Genomic DNA, 17,265 nt, shown 5'->3' with positions numbered 1-17,265 from the left:
GGCGGCCGCGACCGGGCCGTCAGACCCGGGCGTCGAGCCAGTCGAGGACCTCCCGCAGGTAGGTCGACCGGGCGGGCTCGGGGGAGAGGGCGAGGTCGTGCGCGCCGCCCTCGACCGTGACGACGGTGACGTCGTCGCCCAGCCGCTCCGCACGGGACGTGATGTGGCCGACGTCGAGCACGCTGTCGGTCGTGAGCAGCGCGTCGTGCCAGCCGGACGCCGGGCCGCTGCGCGCGGAGGCCAGCACCAGGACCGGGCAGTCGACGTGCAGGCCCCGCCCGACGCGCGCGTGCGCGCGCCGCACGGCGCGGACGAACCCCGCCCGCGCGGGGAAGCCCTCGATCGGCTTCCAGGCGAGGTCGAAGTCCCACTCGCCGCCCGTGCTCGAGTGCAGCGCCTCCGCCCAGTGCGGGTCCAGCGCGCCCACGACGAGCCGGGGCGCGAACCGACCGACGACGTCGATCGCCCACGTCACCGGCCCGCGGAACACCCACGGCTTGTTGAGGTCGAACCACGGGCTGTTGAGCACGAGCGCCGCGAGCCGGCCAGGCCGCGCGTCCGCCCACAGGCTCGCGACGAGGCCGCCCGTCGAGTGCCCGAGCACGACGAGCCGCTCGTGCCCCTCGGCCCGGATCGCCCGCGCGGCCGCGTCGAGGTCCTGGGCGTAGACGGCGAGGTCGGTGACGAAGTTCGGGTCGTCGTCGGGCCGCGACGGCGCGCCCGAGCCGCGGCCGATCGAACGCCCGTAGCCCCGCAGGTCGAGCGCGTAGAACCGGTAGCCCCGCGCCTCGACCGCCTCGGCGACATGGGTCTGGAAGAAGTAGTCGATGAACCCGTGCACGTAGAGCACCGCGGGCCGCTCGCCCGACGGCGCCGCGGCGTCGCGCCGCACCAGGGTCGCGACCGCGCCGTCCGGCAGGTCGAGGTCGCGCGCCACCCAGTCCTCGCCCAGCACGTCCGTGCGCCACACCGGCGTCTGCGTCCCGGCCATCCGTGTCTCCCGTCCTCGCCCCACCACGTGTCAGCAGATTCTCGCGCCTCGGCGTGATCGCCCGGCGACAACGCGCGGGTGCGGGGTAGCGTGGCGCGGATGACGAGCGAGATCATCGCCCGCGTCGACGACGGCGTCGGGCACCTCACCCTGGACCGTCCCGGCGCGCTCAACGCCCTCGGCTACACCATGCTCGGCGAGATCGCCGACGTGCTGGAGGAGTGGCGCGTCGACCCGACCGTGCGCCTCGTGCTGCTCGACGGCGCGGGCGACCGCGGCCTGTGCGCGGGCGGCGACGTCCGGGAGCTGCACGCGTCGATCGTGGCCGGGCGTCAGGCCGACGCGCGCCGGTACTTCCGGCGCGAGTACGCCGTCGACGCGGCGCTCGCGGAGCTGCCCGTGCCCGTCGTGACGGTCATGGACGGCATCACCATGGGCGGCGGCGTCGGCCTCGCCGCGCACGCGCCGGTCCGCGTCGTCACCGAGCGGTCGCGCGTCGCCATGCCGGAGACGCGGATCGGCTTCACGCCCGACGTCGGCGGCTCCTGGCTCCTGGCCCGCGCGCCCGGGCGGCTCGGGGAGCTGCTCGCGCTCGGTGCCGTGACGATGGACGCCGCCGACGCGATCTACGCCGGGTTCGCCGACCACTACGTGCCGAGCGAGCTGCTTCCCGTGCTCGTGGCCGATCTCGCGGCGCTCGCGACCGCCGGCGTCGACCCGCTCGACGTCGAGGACGTGCGAGAGGTCGTGCGCCGCCACGCCCTGCCCGCACCGGTCTCGCGCCTCGTCGCCCGGCAGGCAGCGGCCGACGAAGCGTACGCGGCGGACACCGTGCCCGAGATCGTGGCGCGGCTGCGCGCCGCCGCCCGCGCCGGGGACGAGCAGGCGGGCGCCGAGGCCGACGAGCTCGAGCGGCTCTCGCCCACCGCGGTCACCGTGGCGCTCGCCGCCGTCCGCAGCGCGCGCCACCTCCCGGACCTGCGTGCCGCGCTGGAGCAGGAGTACGGGCTCGTCTCGTGGTTCGTCGACACGCAGCCGGACCTCGTCGAGGGCGTCCGCGCGCAGGTGGTGGACAAGGACCGCGACCCGTCGTGGCGCCCGGCCACGCTCGCCGAGGTCGACCCGGGCCTCGGCGCGGAAGCGCTCGCGTACGTGCCGGCGGAGGCGCTGTGGGACGACGCCCTGAGCCCGCGCCTGGCGCGCCGCGCGGTCGAGGCCGTGGTCCGCCGGTTCGGCGAGGACGAGCCGACGCCGGACGAGCTGGCGGAGGCGGGCGACGACCTCGTGGTCGAGCTCGTCCAGCGGCACGACGACGGCAGCACGGTCGTGCACCTCGCGGACTCGTGCGGGGAGCACTTCCTCGACGGGTACTGGCCCGCGGTGCGGTTCGACGCCGTGGGCGACGTCGTCGAGGTCACCGTCGAGTCCTGAGACGCCCGACGCGGGCGGTACCCCGGACGACGCCGAAGCGGCCACGCCCGGGAGGCGTGGCCGCTTCGGTCGGAGCAGAGCGTCCCGCGGTCAGAAGACGAGCGTCTGCTGCCACTCGATCAGGTCGGCGATCTTCGCGACGAGGGTCGCGTCCTGGAGGCCGTGCGCCTTCCCCTTGGCCTGCTGGAGGATCTTGATCGCGGCGGCGTGCTCGCCCGCGTCAGCGGCGGTCTCGGCCCGGTCGAGGTAGCCGCTCACGTCCGCGGAGAGCTTCTCCGCGCGGTTCGACCCCGTCGAGAGCGACGTCACGATGCCGTCGACCTCCTTGAAGGTGACGCAGTCACCACCGCCGCTCACCTTGCCGGCCGTCCACTCGATGCCGCCCGTGAGGTGCGCGAGGAACAGCGGGTCGGAGTACGAGGAGTCGACGTGGCCGGCGCCCTCGTACCACGACCGCCCGCCCTCGAAGTTCTGGCACCAGGCCAGCGGGTGGTCGCCCATGGCGTCGCGTCCCGGGTCGTACGTCGACTCGTCCAGCGTGATGAGCACGTGCACGTCCTCACGCGGGTTGCTCGTGAAGTTGTACCACTCGTCGAACCGCGTCCACTCCGCGGGGAGCATCTCGGTCGACGGGTGGCCAGGGCTCTCGACGCGCATCGTGGCCGTCTGCTGGGCCGGGTGGCTCTTGAAGCGGGCCGACCCGCCGCTGAGCTCGCTGTACCACGGCACCGCGTGCATGGTGTCGGTCGCGGCGTGCAGGCCCACGTAGCCGCCGCCGGCGCGGATGTAGCCCTGGAGGGCCGCGAGCTCCGAGTCGTCCAGCAGACGGGGCCGGGCGGGGTCCTGGTCGTTGGTGCCGTCGACCGGCGAGGCGAAGATGATCGTCGCGTACTGCGCGAGGTCCTCGGCGCTCGTGAACGGCGTCGAGTCCATCGTGAGGTCGGGCTGACCCGGCGAGCCGCTGCCCCACCAGCCCGCGGAGTCGTTCGGCGGGTCCCACACGTCGACGGTGAACCCGCGCTCCTCGCCGATGGCGATGACCGCCTCCGTCGTCTCGTCGATGTGCGAGTGGCGGAAGCCCAGGGTTTCTCCGACGACCAGGACCTTGTACTCGTCGTCGGCCGCGCTCGCCGGTACCGCGGCGACTCCGACCGCGAGCGCGCTCGCTGCAGCGGTGAGGCCCGTGGCCAGACGCCAGGCGTGATGCTTCATGGTGACTCCTCGTTGAGTGAACCGTTGCGCCCCCGGCCCGCCGGGCACCCAGGCGACCGGCGGCTCCGTGCGACCGTAACCCCCTCGGGCTTCAAAACGCAATACCGATAAACAAATGCGTGGGGCAACGGGTCGTTGCTCGTCCGGCGGTCGGTCGGCCGGGGCTGGTTCCCGCGCGAGGCGACGGCGAGAAGGTCGCCCGGCGGGCCCGCTGCCTCGGCCCTCGGTCGCCGGCCGGGTGCACGGCCTGACGCGCGACGGCCCGCCCCGGAGCTCCGGGGCGGGCCGTCGACAGGTGGTGCTGCAGGTCACCGGCCGCGCGCGGCGGACGCCACGCGCGGCGTCCCGCCCGTCACTCGGGCGGGGGGCGCAGCCGCGTCGCGTCGTCGATCTCGTCGTCGGGTCCGCCCGGGGCCGGGGGGCCGTCCGGGCCAGGGCCCGGCTGCGGCGGGAGCGGCTGGGTCGGTGCCGGCTGCTGGTACGGCGGCAGCGGCTGGGTCGCGCCCGGCGGGACGGGCGGCTGCGCGGGGAGCGGCGTCGTCGGCGACGACTGCGGGTGCGGGGCGCCGGGAGGGGCGTACGGGGCCGCGCCGGGGTAGCCGCCCTGCGGCTGGGGCGGCGCCGGCGGCTGTGCGCCGTACTGGCCCGGGGCGGGGGGCTGCGCCCCGTAGCCCTGCGGTGCGCCCGGCTGCCCGGGGTAGGCGCCCGGCTGCTGACCCGGCTGACCCGGGTACGCGCCCGGCTGCTGACCCGGGTACGCGCCCGGCTGCTGGCCGGGGTAGCCGCCCTGCTGGCCCGGGTAGGCACCCGGCTGGCCCGGCTGCTGGCCGGGGTAGGCGCCCGGCTGCTGTCCCGGGTAGCCACCCTGCTGGCCCGGGTACTGGCCCTGGGGCTGGCCGGGGTACTGACCGGGCTGACCCGGGTAGCCGCCCTGCTGGAAGCCGGCGGCCTGGCCGTCCTGCGTGCCCGGCTTGGAGCGGAGCACGAGCCAGAGCACGAGGCCGATGATGCCGAGCAGCACGACGCCGCCGATCACGAACCAGAGCCAGGCCAGGGAGCCGGAGTCCGAGGCGTCGCCCGCGCTGTCGCCGCCGTCGGGCGCCGTGGCGCCGTCCGAGTCGCCGGTGGCCTCGTCCGAGCCCTCGTCGCCCGACCCTGCAGCACCGCCCGCGACGGCCGAGCCGCGCGCCGTCATCTCGTTGACCTCGCCCACGACGGGCGTCCAGGTCACCGTGTTGCCGTCGACCTCACCGTTGGACTCGGCGACCTCGCCGGGGAACGTGATGGAGACCTTGATGTCGAGGCTGTCCATCATCTGCTGCGTCAGCTCGTCGCTCGTCGCGTCACCCGTGTCGGGGTTGAACTCCTCGCCGGTCATGTCCATCGACCCGCTCACGACGTACTCGTCACCCTCGCGCGTGACCGAGATCGAGTCTGCCCCGGCCGACGAGAGCTGTGAGATGGGCTGGTCGGCGTAGGTGATCTTGGTGCCCGTGTACCCGTCCTGAGCGTACGGCTCCTGGGTCGCGCCCTCCGGGAGCTCCGACTCCATCTCGGAGCCCATCGAGTCCCACATCTCCTGCGGGTCCATGTTCGCGGACTCGGCGAGCTCGTCGCTGAACGCCATGACGACGCTGCCGTCGAACGTGTCGTCCTCGTTGAGGGTGAGGGCCATGTCCATCCTCATGCACCCTGCGAGGAACAGTGCGAGGGTGGCGAAGAGGGCAGCGAGGCCGAGTCGTCTGCGCAAGGGTGAGGAGTTCACCCGCCCAGCATGTCGCGGATCGTCGCCCGAGGCGAGGGTCGATGCCGATTTGAGACGGAATGTGGCCGGGAGTTCATCCGCTCCGCACGACGGATCGCGGGGCGGCCGCGCGCGAGGCTGACGAACGAAGTTGAGCGGAATACACTCAACTTCGGAGTCGTTCCACTGGTCAGACCACCTTTCGAGCACCACACCGGAGCACCTATGGAAACGAAGTTCACCACCATGTCGCAGCAGGCGATCGGCGAGGCGATCCAGACCGCGTCGGCCGCCGGCAACCCGCAGCTCGAGCCGACCCACCTCCTCGCCGCGCTGCTCACCCAGGAGGGTGGGGTCGCCGTCGGGCTGCTCGACGCCGTCGGCGCGGACAAGCAGGCCGTCGGCCAGAAGGTCCGGGCCGCGCTCGTCGCGCTGCCCACCGCGAGCGGGTCCGCCGTCGCGCAGCCGACCCCGTCGCGCGCCACGTCCACGGCACTCGACAACGCCGCGAAGGAGGCGCAGGCGCTCGGCGACGAGTACGTCTCCACCGAGCACCTGCTGCTCGGCATCGCGGCGGGTTCGTCGCAGGCCGCGACGATCCTCCAGCAGGCCGGCGCGACCGCCGACGCGCTGCGCTCGGCGCTGCCCGCCGTGCGCGGCAGCGCGCGCGTGACCAGCCCCAACCCCGAGGGCACCTACAAGGCGCTCGAGCAGTACGGCACCGACCTCACCGCCGCCGCCGCCGAGGGCAAGCTCGACCCCGTGATCGGGCGCGACTCCGAGATCCGGCGCGTCGTGCAGGTGCTGAGCCGCCGCACCAAGAACAACCCCGTCCTCATCGGCGAGCCCGGCGTCGGCAAGACGGCCGTCGTCGAGGGCCTCGCCCAGCGCATCGTCGCGGGCGACGTCCCCACGTCGCTCCAGGGCAAGCGCCTCGTGTCCCTCGACCTCGCGAGCATGGTCGCGGGCGCCAAGTACCGCGGCGAGTTCGAGGAGCGCCTCAAGGCCGTCCTGGAGGAGATCCGGTCCTCCGACGGCGAGGTCGTCACGTTCATCGACGAGCTGCACACGGTCGTCGGGGCGGGCGCCGGCGGCGAGGGCGCCATGGACGCCGGGAACATGCTCAAGCCGATGCTCGCGCGCGGCGAGCTGCGCCTCGTCGGGGCGACCACGCTCGACGAGTACCGCGAGTACATCGAGAAGGACCCGGCCCTGGAGCGCCGCTTCCAGCAGGTCTTCGTCGGCGAGCCCTCGGTGGAGGACACGGTCGCGATCCTGCGCGGGCTCAAGGAGCGGTACGAGGCGCACCACAAGGTGACGATCGCCGACTCGGCGCTCGTCGCGGCGGCGTCGCTCTCCGACCGGTACATCACCGGGCGCCAGCTCCCGGACAAGGCGATCGACCTCGTCGACGAGGCGGCGTCGCGCCTGCGCATGGAGCTCGACTCCTCGCCCATCGAGATCGACGAGCTGCAGCGCGCCGTCACGCGCCTGGAGATGGAGGAGGTCGTGCTGTCCGAGTCGACCGACCCCGCGTCGCTCGAGCGGCTCGAGAAGCTGCGCGCCGACCTCGCGGACCGTCGCGAGGAGCTCGCCGCGCTCACCGCGCGGTGGGAGGCCGAGAAGGCGGGCCACAACCGCGTCGGCGACCTGCGCGCGAAGCTCGACGAGCTGCGCGTCCAGGTCGAGCGCGCGATCCGCGAGGGCGACCTCGAGACCGCGGGCCGCCTCCAGTACGGCGAGATCCCGCAGCTCCAGCGCGAGCTCGACGCGGCCGAGGCCGAGGAGCAGGCCGACGACGCGCTCGCGGCGTCCGGGCCCGAGGCCGCACCGATGATCGCCGACAAGGTCGGCGCGGACGAGATCGCGGAGGTCGTGTCCGCGTGGACGGGCATCCCCGCGGGCCGCATGCTCCAGGGCGAGAGCGAGAAGCTCCTGCACATGGAGGAGGTCATCGGGGAGCGCCTCATCGGCCAGCAGGCCGCCGTCCGCTCGGTGTCCGACGCCGTCCGCCGCTCGCGCGCGGGCGTCGCCGACCCGGACCGGCCCACGGGCTCGTTCCTCTTCCTCGGCCCGACGGGCGTCGGCAAGACGGAGCTCGCCAAGTCGCTCGCCGACTTCCTGTTCGACGACGAGCGCGCCATGGTGCGCATCGACATGTCGGAGTACTCCGAGAAGCACTCGGTGGCCCGCCTCGTCGGTGCGCCCCCGGGGTACGTCGGCTACGAGGAGGGCGGCCAGCTCACGGAGGCCGTCCGGCGCCGGCCGTACTCGGTCGTGCTGCTCGACGAGGTCGAGAAGGCGCACCCCGAGGTCTTCGACATCCTGCTCCAGGTGCTCGACGACGGCCGTCTCACCGACGGCCAGGGCCGCACGGTCGACTTCCGCAACGTCATCCTCGTGCTCACGTCGAACCTCGGCTCGCAGTTCCTCGTCGACCCGATGCTCGACGACGCCGCGAAGCGCGAGGCCGTCATGAGCACGGTGCGGGCGTCCTTCAAGCCCGAGTTCCTCAACCGCCTCGACGACGTCATCGTGTTCGAGCCGCTGACGATCGAGGAGCTGGGCCGCATCGTCGACATCCAGGTCGCCGCGCTCGGTCGGCGCCTCGCGGACCGGCGCATCACGCTCGACGTCACGACGGCCGCGCGCGAGTGGCTCGCGCTCGAGGGCTTCGACCCGGCCTACGGGGCGCGCCCGCTGCGCCGCCTCGTGCAGCGCGAGATAGGCGACCGCCTCGCGCGGATGCTGCTCTCGGGCGACGTCGCCGACGGCGACGTGGTGCGCGTCGACCGCGACCCCGAGGCCGAAGGGCTGACCCTCGGGACGGAGATCCTCACGGCCTGACGTCCTGTCCGACGGACCCCGGGTCCTCTGCCGTCGTCGTGACCGACCGGCGCAGAGGACCCGGGGTCCCCGTGTCCGCGCGGATGGGGCTGCCCCCGTACCGCGCGTCCTCACGGCCGCCGGGACATACTCGGTCCGTGCCGACCGACGAGACGACCGAGACCCAGAACACCGCTCCGCAGCGCCCCGACGTCGGGCCCCACCGCTCGGCAGTGATCGTCAACCCGAACCGGGTCGAGGGCCTCGACGCGCTGCGCGACCTCATCGTCGCGCGGCTCACCGAGGCGGGGTGGCCGGAGCCCGCGTGGCTCGAGACCACGGCCGAGGACCCGGGCACGGGCCAGGCGCGCCAGGCCGTGGACGACGGCGCGGAGGTCGTCTTCGTCAGCGGCGGCGACGGGACCGTGCGGGCCGTCGTCGAGGGGCTGGCGGGGACCGACGCCGCGCTCGCGATCCTCCCGGGCGGCACCGGGAACCTCCTCGCGGTGAACCTCGGCGTCCCGACCGACGCCGAGGAGGGCGTCCGGCTCGTCCTGGAGGGCGGGCGGCGCACGATCGACGTCGGCGTCGCCGACGGGCAGACGTTCGCGATCATGGCCGGCATGGGCCTCGACGCCGCGATGATGCGCGACGCCCCGACGGCGCTCAAGGCGCGGGCGGGCTCGGTCGCCTACGTGTTCTCGGCGCTCAAGCACCTCGCCGACGACGAGATGCACGTCGAGGTGACGGTCGACGGGCGCTCGCGGCGCCGTCGCGCGCGGACGGTCGTCGTCGGCAACGTGGGTCGCCTCCAGGCCGGCACCAACCTGCTCCCGGACGCGGAGCCGGACAACGGGCAGCTCGAGGTCGCGATCATCGCGCCCCGCAACGTCCGGCACTGGGTCCAGCTCCTGTGGGGCGTCGTGCGGGGCAAGAGCCGGGTGCCGAGCCGGGAGGTCGTGCGGGGCCGGGAGGTCTCCGTGGTCTCCGACCGGGCGCAGCCCCGCCAGCTCGACGGCGACGTGATCGAGTCGGCCGAGCGCCTCGACGTCAGCGTGCGGCCGCAGGCGCTGCACGTGTGCGTGTACCAGCCGGACGAGTCGGAGGACCTCACGCGGGGCGCCCCCGACCGCACGTGAGCCCGGCGTCGACCGTCACGGCCCGCGGACGCGCGGGCACGTGCGAGCGGGGTGCGAGCCGGCGTCCGGTGCTGCACCGTGAGCCCATGGGCACCCGACGACCGGCTCCGGAGCGACCCGGCGCGCAGGAGTGGCTCCCGCGCGGTCGTGCCGCGAGCGACGTCGACGCGCTCGCCCGGGCGGCGCGGGAGTGCCACGGGTGCGAGCTGTGGGCGGACGCCACGCAGGTCGTGTTCTCGCGCGGTCCCGAGCGCGCCCGGCTGGTGCTCGTCGGGGAGCAGCCGGGCGACCGGGAGGACCGCGAGGGCGAGCCGTTCGTCGGTCCCGCGGGCCGTCTCCTCGACGAGGCCCTCGACGCCGCCGGGCTGTCCGCCGACGACGTCTACCTGACGAACGCCGTGAAGCACTTCCGGTTCGAGGAGCGCGGCAAGCGCCGCCTGCACAAGAGCCCGGACGTCGCGCACGTGCGGGCGTGCCTCCCGTGGCTCACCGCCGAGGTCGCCGCCGTGGCGCCGCGCGTCGTCGTCGCGATGGGCGCGACCGCGGGGCGAGCCGTGCTCGGTCGCCCCGTGCGCGTGACCGCCGAGCGCGGGCGCGTGCTCGACGTCGACGACGCACCGCGCGTCGTCCTCACCACCCACCCGTCCGCGCTGCTGAGGCTGCGCGAGCGCGCCGAGCGGGAGGCGGCGTTCGCCGCGTTCGTCGACGACCTCCGCCTCGCGTCCGACGCGGCCGGCGTCCGGTGACCGACCGTCCGGTCCCGCCCGCGCCCGACCCCGCGGCGCCGGGGCCGGCAGCCGCGCCGCACCGGGTCCCGCGGATCGTCGTGAACGCGCAGCGCTGGGAGGCGCTGACGTTCCTCCACTGGCGCGCCGACCCCGCCGTCGTGCAGGGCTGGCTCCCGCCCGGCCTCACCGTGCAGGAGGTCGGCGGGACGACGTGGCTCGGCGTGGTCCCGTTCGTCATGGCGGACGTCCGGGTCCCGCCCCTGCCCGCGCTCGGCGCGTGGTCGACGTTCCCCGAGCTCAACGTCCGCGTGTACGTGCGCGACCGTGCGGGCACCGAGGGCGTGTGGTTCCTCGGCCTGTGGGCCACGTCGCGCGCGTTCGTCGCCGCGACGCGCGCGGCGGGCGTCCCGTACCACCCGGCCGGCGCGGTGGTGCACGCGCGCGGCGACCGCGTCGGCCCGCCGGCGGCGGTGCGCTACCGGTTCCGCTCGGCGGGTCGGGGGCCCCTGCGCGTCCCGCACGAGCACCCGGGGCTGCGCGACCTCACCCTCCGCGCCGACGTGCGCGCGCACGAGGAGGTCGACGCGTCGTCGGGCCTCGTGCGGTGGCTCACCGCACGCTGGAACGCGTACGGCGTGCGGGCCGGACGGCTGTGGCGGTTCCCGGTCGTGCACGAGCCGTGGACGCTGCGGCGCGGCACGCTCGACGCGCTCGACACGGACGTGCTCGACCGCCTCGGGCTGCCGCCCGCAGGTCCCGACCTCGTGCACGTGGCCGCGCCGGTGCACGCACGGTTCGCGCTTCCGCGGCCCGTCCGCTGACGTCAGCCGGCGGGGTCGACGACCCCGTGCCGGAACGCCCAGACGACGAGCTGCACGCGGTCGCGCGCCCCGGTCTTGGTCATGGCCCGGCTCAGGTGCGACTTCACGGTGCTCGGCTCGAGGAACAGGGCCGTCGCGATCTCCGCGTTGGACGACCCGCGGCACAGCAGGCCGACGATGTCGAGCTCGCGCCGGGTGAGGAGCGCGGCCGCGTCGTCGTCCCGGGAGACGGGCGCGCGACGGCGCGCGAACTCGCCGATGACCCGTCGCGTGAGGGACTGGTCGACCAGGCCGTCCCCGGCCGCCACGCGGCGCACGGCGTCGACGAGCACGTCCGGCTCGGCGTCCTTGAGCAGGAACCCGCTCGCGCCGGCCTCCAGGGCGCCGAACACGTAGTCGTCGAGGTCGAACGTGCTCACCACGAGCACGGGCACCGGGTCGACGACGTCCGGACCGGCGAGCGCGCGCGTGGCCGTGATCCCGTCGCCGCCGGGCATGCGCACGTCCATGCACACGACGTCGGGCCGCTCGCGACGCGCGACGCGGACGGCGTCGGCACCGTTCGAGGCCTCGCCGACGACCTCGATCCCCTCGCTCTCGAGGATGACGGTGAACCCGGCGCGGACGACGGCCTGGTCGTCCACGAGCACGACGCGCGTCACGAGACCTCCTGGTCGGCGGTGCGGGAGTCGCGCGCTGGTGCGCGCGGCACGGTGAGGCGCACGAGCCACGCCCCGTCCGGGGCGCGCCGCGCGTCGAGCGAGCCGCCGAGCACGACCGCCCGCTCGCGCATGCCGACGAGCCCGTGACCGGTCTGCGGGTCGGCGGCCGGCACCGTGCCCGCCGCCGGGTTGCGCACGGTGAGGACGAGGTCCGCGGCAGACCACGCGAACCGCACGGCCACGGGCCGGCCCGGCGCGTGCCGGCGCGCGTTGGCGAGCGCCTCCTGGAGCACGCGGTAGACGGCGATCTGGGTGCTCGGCGTCGGTTCCCACGGGCTGCCGTCGGTCTCGACCGTGACGACGGTGCCCGCGGAGCGCGCCGTGTCGAGGAGGGCCGGGACCTCCGCGAGCGTCGGCTGCGGCGCCTCGCGCTCGGCGCCGTCCTCGTCGTCGCGGCCTCGCAGGATGCCGACCACGAGGCGCAGGTCGTCGAGCGTCTCGCGCCCCTGCGCGCGGATCCAGCGCACCGACTCCTTGGCACGCTCAGGATCGGCGTCGACGAGCCGCTCGGCGGCGGACGCCTGGACCACGATGCCCGAGAGGTGGTGGGCCGCGACGTCGTGCAGCTCGCGGGCCATGCGCGCCCGCTCCTCGAGGACCGCCTGGGCGGCGAGCGCCTCGCGCTCGCGCTCGGCGCGTCGCACCCGGTCGCGCAGCTCGGCGACGAGCTCGCGACGCGTCGCGACGTACGAGCCGACCAGCGCCGCCCCGACGAACGTGAGCAGCGCGGAGAGCAGCGCGCCGCCCACCTGGAGCGCGTGCTGCGCGGGCCCGGTCGCGGCGGGGACGGCGAACCCCCCGAGCGCGAAGACGAGCACGACCTGCGCGACGGCCGCGGCCGCGGGCGCGGCCAGGCGCGTGCGGCGCGGCGCGTACGCCCCGGCGGAGTAGGCGGCGACGAGGGTCGCGGGGGCCTGGAAGCCGACGTACGGCGGCAGGAGCACGGTGATCGCGACCTGGGCCGCCACGGCGAGCGCGAGGCACGCCAGCGGTGCCCGACGGCGGAACGTCAGGGTCGCCGCCTGGAGCACGACGAGCGCGAGCACGGTCGCGCGGGCCCCGGGGGTGACGATCACGGCACCCGGCCCCGCGCCGAACGTCGCGCCGACGTCCGTTGCGAGCACGCGCTCGATGCCGAGGAACAGCACGACGGTCGCGACGGCGACGACCCCGGCGAGCACGGCGTCGCGACCGGTGTCGGTGCGCACGCCGACCCGGTCGAGCGCGCGGCGCAGGGCCTCGGTCACGATCTCCTCCAAGGGGCGACGGGGACGGACGGGTCGGTAAGCCTGCCCACCCTACGGGGGTGCGCCGCCCCGGCCGCGAGGTAGAGGCCTGGTCCACCGCGGTAGGGGCCCGGTCCACCGAGGCAGAGGCGTGGTCGACCGGAAGGGTGACCGCGCCTCTACCTCGCGATACCAGGCCTCTGCCTCAGCGGTCGTCAGACCAGGTCGCGGCGCTGGAGCGTGAGGGCGCCGCTCCCGAGGAGCACCGCGACCCAGGCGACGAGCCCCGCGAGCGCGGCGAGCGTCCCCAGCGGTGCGGCACCGCCCAGGAGCGCCGCGCCGGACTGCCCCGTCGAGGCGAGGGCGCCCAGGCCCAGGGGCAGCCACTCGGCCGCGGCGGACTCGCCGCCCGACAGCAGGGTGACGGCGCCCCGGACGATGGGCTCGGCGAGCGCGAGCGCCGCGACGGTCACGACGGCGGCCACCTGGCCGCGCACGAGCGTCCCGACTCCCAGCCCGAACCAGGTGAGGAGGACGAGGACCGCGAGGCCGCGCGCCCACACGCCGAGGACCTCGCCGGGACCGAGCGCGAGCGTCGCGCCCGGGGTCGTGACGATCGCGACGGTGAGACCCAGGGCGCCGACCACGGCGAGCACCACGCCCACCCCGAGGGCGACGGTCGCCGTCGCGCCGGCCTTGGCCGCGAGGATGCGCAGCCGCGACGGCTGGACGAGCGCCGTCGGCACGATGCCGCCCGTGCGGAAGTCCGTCGTCACGGCGAGCACGCCGAGCAGCAGCATGCACAGGGTCGCGACGCCGACCGACCCCGAGCCGTTGAGCCCGTTGCCGAGCAGGTCGAGCATGCCGCGCTGGAACGCGGGCTGGGCGGCGTCGGTGAGCGCGCCGAGGTCGGGTGCCAGGTCCTCGAGCATCTCGGGCGACGCCTGGAAGCCGACGGTCGGGCCGCCACCGAGCGCCTCGGTGCCCCGCAGGATCGTGGGCAGCAGGAGGGTGAAGGCCTGGACGACGAGCATCCCGGCGACGGCGACGGCCGCGACGACCCACGTCGCGCGGGTCGTGCGGAGCTTGAGCATCTCGGCGCGGTACATCAGCGCACCCCTTCGGTCGTGGCGGTCAGGTCGAGGTAGAAGTCCTCCAAGGACTCCCCGCGGAGCAGGTCGTCGAGCGGCCCGTCGGCGACGACGCGGCCCTGCCCGACGACGACCAGGTCGTCCGCGACCTGCCGCACCTCGGTCAGCACGTGGCTCGCGAGGAGCACCGTGCCGCCGTCGTCGGCGAACGCGCGCACCAGGTCGCGCAGCCAGCGCATGCCCGCCGGGTCGAGCCCGTTGGCGGGCTCGTCGAGCACGAGCACCTCCGGGTCGCCGAGCAGCGCGGCGGCGATGCCGATGCGCTGCCGCATCCCGAGCGAGTACGTCCGCACGCGCCGGTCGGCGGCGGGCGCCATGCCGACGAGCGCGAGCACGTCGTCGACGCGCCCCGACGGGATCCGGCCGGCCGCGGCGAGCACCCTCAGGTGGTCACGGCCCGTGCGCCCGGGGTGGAGGCCGCCGGCGTCGAGCAGGGCGCCGACGGTGCGGGCGGGATGCGCCAGGTCCGCGAACGCGCGACCGTCGAACGTCGCGCTCCCCGCGGTCGCGGCGGCCAGCCCCAGCAGGACGTGCAGCGTCGTCGACTTCCCGGCGCCGTTCGGCCCGAGCAGCCCGACGACGCGACCCGGCGCGGCCGTGAACGTCACGTCGTGCACGGCGTCGAACGCCCCGTAGGTCTTGCGCAGCCCGGAGACGTGGATGGTGGTCATGCCGGTCCCTTCCTCGATGCGTGCCGCACGGGCCTCCCGCGCGGTGCCCCACCAGGCTGTCGCGCGGGCGGTCCCCGGGTCTTGCGGCGCAGGGCGGAACCTGGGTTGCGACCTTCGTCGCAACCGGGTCGGTCCGGACGTGGACCCGCGACCGCCGGCGCCGTGTCGTCGCAGGTGAGGGGGCCGGGCGTGACATCCGGCCGGGCCATGGGGCAGGGTGGACGTCCACCCGACCGTTCTGGCGGGCAGCGCCACGCGTCGTCCGCCGGTCCTCGACCGCCCTGGAAGGAGGCGACGTGCGCCGACGTCATGGCCTGACCGGACCCCCGGAGGACGGCCGCGTCGCCCCGACGACGTCCGTCGAGCGCCGCGCCGCCACGCCGTGGGTCACGGTCGCCGCGGGGGCCGGCGCGGTGACCCTCGTCGTGGCGGTGGCCGGGATGGTGGGCGCCGCGACCGGAGGTGGCGAGGCCGTCGTCGTCGGTGCCTCGGCCGATGGCGGGACCGCTGTCGAGGACGGCGTCCCGGCCGTCACGCCCCGCCCCGACGCTCCCCGCCCCGAGGTGACGCGCATCCCGCCGCCGGACCACACCCACGACCCGGCGGACGGCGCCGACCCCGCCACGACGCCGGCGCCCCGACCCTCGGTGGACGAGACGGACGCGCCGCCCTCGTCGGCCGACCCCGCGCCGACCACGGAGCCCTCCGCCGCGCCGAGCGGCACCGCGCCGGAGCCCGCGCCGACGACCCCGGCACCCACGACCGAGCCCGACGCGGCGTCCGTCTCCTGGGTCCAGGAACGCCTCCGCGTGCACGGCGCGGACGTCGCGGTCACCGGCACGCTGGACGAGGCGACCCGGGCAGCGCTGCGCGCCTTCCAAGAGGCGAACGGCCTTCCTGGCGACGGCGCCGTGACCGCCGCGACGGCCGAGGCGCTCGCGGCCGCTCCGGACGGCGGTGACGAGGAGTCCGCGGACCCGGGCGGGACCGCTCCGACCGAGCCCGCGCCGCCGTCGGCCACGGACCGGCCGTCCGGCACCGTGCCGGGGCCGACCCCGAGCACCGAGGACGAGGCCGAGGCCACGCTCGCTCCGACGTCCTGAGCGCCGCGGGCAGGGCCGGGCGGGTGAAAGCCGGTCGGCGCGCGTCGGGGGCCTGCCGCGGTCGGTAGGGTTCTCTCTCTCGGACGACGGACGGAGCACGACCCATGACGAGCGCGGCCCTCGGAGCCGGCCACGACCGTGGCGCTCCCCGTCGCACCGCGAGCCCCGACCCCGGGCGCGGGTACGCGAAGGGTCGCGCCAAGCGCGAGGAGATCCTGCAGGCCGCGATCGTGCTCTTCGGCGAGGTCGGCTTCCACGCCGCCTCGCTGCGCGAGCTGGCGTCGCGCGTGGGCATGTCGCACCCCGGCCTGCTCCACCACTTCCCGACGAAGGTCGCGCTCCTCGAGGCGGTGCTCGACCACCGCGACACCGTCGACCAGGCGGACCTCGACGACGACCTCGCGCGCGGCACCGACTACTTCGACGCGCTCGTGCACCTGGTCGAGCGCAACGCCGTCCGCCGGCACATCGTGGAGCTGTTCACGGCGCTCTCGGCCGAGGCGACGTCCCCGGAGCACCCGGCGCACGAGTACTTCGTCCGGCGGTACCGGTGGGCGGTCGCGCGGACGAGCGAGCAGCTCGTCCGCAGGGCGCGCGCGGGCGGCCTGCGGGACGGCGTCGACCCGCAGGTCGCGGCGCGGCAGATCATCGCGCTCATGGACGGACTGCAGGTCCAGTGGCTGCTGTCGCTCGACCGGCCGCGGCCCGAGCGCGTCGACATGCCCGCCGACCTGCGCGCCTACCTCGGCCTCATCCTCGCCGAGGAGGCCCCCGCGCGCTGAGCGCGAGGACCTCCTCCGCGCGCTCAGCCGAGCAGGTCGGCGGGCAGCGGGTCGGTCCCGGCCGCGAGGCACAGGCCCGTGCGGTCGCCGTCGCGCCACGACGCCTCGGTCGGCGACCACACGACGAGCTCGACGCCCTCGGGCGCGTCGGAGCCCAGCACGTCGGGCGTGCACACGCGCGCGACGCGGCGGTCCACGGCCTGCTGTCCGGGCCACACCTCGTCCGCACCCAGGTCGGTCCGGGCGACGACCTGCGCCCGGTGCTCGTCCGCGCACGGCACGGCCCGCACCTGCGACACCTCGCCGTCGGGCGGCAGCTCGTCGAGGCAGGTCCCCAGCACGAGCTGGACCGCGTTGACCGTCTGCGGGGCGTCGACGTCGCCCGCGAGCGGCGTGCGCGCCTGCTCGCCGTGCCACCAGAGGAGCGCGCCCGCCGTCCACGCGACCGTGACGACGGCGCCCACCACCATGCCGGCGACGGCGAGCCCACGACCGCGCGTGCCGCGGGACCGCACGCGGGAGAGCCCCGCGGCACCGAGCCCGATCCCGACGGGTCCGAGCACGACGCCCGCGGGCACGCTCGCCACGGCGAGCGGCTCGACGCGCGGCGGCGCGGGCTGCCACCCGGGCGCGTAGTACGTCTCGGGTGCGAAGCCCGGTTCGGCCGCGGCGGCCGGGGGTGGCACCGGGGCGCCCGACGGCACCGGGGCGCCCGACG

At 75.7% G+C, this 17,265-nt stretch carries 15 protein-coding genes; 7 read left to right on the top strand and 8 right to left on the bottom strand.

Going from position 1 to position 17,265, the window contains the following annotated elements; all coding sequences use genetic code 11:
* Positions 1-19: 19 nt before the first annotated feature.
* A complete protein-coding gene (locus FB00_RS14035) occupies positions 20-991 on the bottom strand; it encodes an alpha/beta hydrolase (RefSeq protein ID WP_047233548.1) in 972 nt (323 codons plus the stop codon).
* A 99-nt stretch (positions 992-1,090) separates the two neighbouring features.
* Between FB00_RS14035 and FB00_RS14030 the strand changes: the two genes are divergently transcribed.
* Positions 1,091-2,422, top strand: a complete 1,332-nt coding sequence (locus FB00_RS14030) for an enoyl-CoA hydratase/isomerase family protein (RefSeq protein WP_047233547.1) — start codon at positions 1,091-1,093, stop codon at positions 2,420-2,422.
* 90 nt (positions 2,423-2,512) lie between these two features.
* Here FB00_RS14030 and FB00_RS14025 read toward each other — a convergent pair whose 3' ends face one another.
* Positions 2,513-3,634 carry a ThuA domain-containing protein gene (locus FB00_RS14025; RefSeq protein WP_052877686.1) on the bottom strand — a complete coding sequence of 374 codons (1,122 nt, stop codon included), beginning with the start codon at positions 3,632-3,634 and terminating at the stop codon, positions 2,513-2,515.
* Positions 3,635-3,986: 352 nt separating this feature from the next.
* Positions 3,987-5,309 carry an LppM family (lipo)protein gene (locus tag FB00_RS21225; RefSeq protein ID WP_052877685.1) on the bottom strand — a complete coding sequence of 441 codons (1,323 nt, stop codon included), beginning with the start codon at positions 5,307-5,309 and terminating at the stop codon, positions 3,987-3,989.
* A 294-nt stretch (positions 5,310-5,603) separates the two neighbouring features.
* On the opposite strand from FB00_RS21225, the gene clpB reads away from it, so the two are divergent.
* From clpB to FB00_RS14000, 4 genes are all read left to right on the top strand, one after another.
* Positions 5,604-8,225: an ATP-dependent chaperone ClpB gene (gene clpB / locus FB00_RS14015; RefSeq protein ID WP_047233546.1), complete on the top strand. Its 2,622-nt coding sequence runs from the start codon at positions 5,604-5,606 to the stop codon at positions 8,223-8,225.
* A 137-nt stretch (positions 8,226-8,362) separates the two neighbouring features.
* Positions 8,363-9,343, top strand: coding sequence for a diacylglycerol/lipid kinase family protein (locus tag FB00_RS14010; protein ID WP_052877684.1), 981 nt, complete (start codon positions 8,363-8,365; stop codon positions 9,341-9,343).
* An 86-nt stretch (positions 9,344-9,429) separates the two neighbouring features.
* Entirely contained in the window at positions 9,430-10,089 is a 660-nt protein-coding gene (locus FB00_RS14005) for a UdgX family uracil-DNA binding protein (protein WP_047233567.1), read from the top strand.
* The gene (locus FB00_RS14000) at positions 10,086-10,892 is read left to right on the top strand and encodes a YqjF family protein (protein WP_052877683.1); all 807 of its coding nucleotides are present in this window, start codon (positions 10,086-10,088) and stop codon (positions 10,890-10,892) included. The genes FB00_RS14005 and FB00_RS14000 overlap by 4 nt, the downstream gene beginning before the upstream one ends.
* 2 nt (positions 10,893-10,894) lie before the next feature.
* Here FB00_RS14000 and FB00_RS13995 read toward each other — a convergent pair whose 3' ends face one another.
* The 4 genes from FB00_RS13995 to FB00_RS13980 all read right to left on the bottom strand — a co-directional run bounded on the left by FB00_RS13995 (position 10,895) and on the right by FB00_RS13980 (position 14,662).
* A complete protein-coding gene (locus tag FB00_RS13995; protein WP_047233545.1) occupies positions 10,895-11,554 on the bottom strand; it encodes a response regulator transcription factor in 660 nt (219 codons plus the stop codon).
* Positions 11,551-12,861 (bottom strand): sensor histidine kinase, encoded by a 1,311-nt coding sequence (locus FB00_RS13990; RefSeq protein ID WP_156186416.1) that lies wholly within the window; start codon positions 12,859-12,861, stop codon positions 11,551-11,553. The genes FB00_RS13995 and FB00_RS13990 overlap by 4 nt, the downstream gene beginning before the upstream one ends.
* A 194-nt stretch (positions 12,862-13,055) precedes the next feature.
* The gene (locus FB00_RS13985; protein WP_047233543.1) at positions 13,056-13,949 is read right to left on the bottom strand and encodes a hypothetical protein; all 894 of its coding nucleotides are present in this window, start codon (positions 13,947-13,949) and stop codon (positions 13,056-13,058) included.
* On the bottom strand, positions 13,949-14,662 hold the full coding sequence (locus tag FB00_RS13980; RefSeq protein ID WP_047233542.1) for an ABC transporter ATP-binding protein: 714 nt from the start codon (positions 14,660-14,662) through the stop codon (positions 13,949-13,951). The genes FB00_RS13985 and FB00_RS13980 overlap by 1 nt, the downstream gene beginning before the upstream one ends.
* Before the next feature lie 296 nt (positions 14,663-14,958).
* Between FB00_RS13980 and FB00_RS13975 the strand changes: the two genes are divergently transcribed.
* Positions 14,959-15,765: a peptidoglycan-binding protein gene (locus tag FB00_RS13975; RefSeq protein ID WP_047233541.1), complete on the top strand. Its 807-nt coding sequence runs from the start codon at positions 14,959-14,961 to the stop codon at positions 15,763-15,765.
* A 104-nt stretch (positions 15,766-15,869) separates the two neighbouring features.
* Positions 15,870-16,547, top strand: a complete 678-nt coding sequence (locus tag FB00_RS13970) for a TetR/AcrR family transcriptional regulator (protein WP_047233540.1) — start codon at positions 15,870-15,872, stop codon at positions 16,545-16,547.
* 23 nt (positions 16,548-16,570) lie between these two features.
* On the opposite strand, the gene FB00_RS22830 is transcribed toward FB00_RS13970, so the two are convergent.
* The coding region (locus tag FB00_RS22830; RefSeq protein ID WP_231581859.1) for a septum formation family protein at positions 16,571-17,265 on the bottom strand (695 nt) is incomplete at its 5' end.

Source organism: Cellulosimicrobium funkei (assembly GCF_001019615.1).
In the GTDB taxonomy this organism is placed as follows: domain Bacteria; phylum Actinomycetota; class Actinomycetes; order Actinomycetales; family Cellulomonadaceae; genus Cellulosimicrobium; species Cellulosimicrobium cellulans_E.
The sequence above is the reverse complement of the archived record's forward strand: the minus strand, read 5'-3'. Positions and strand labels throughout refer to the sequence as shown.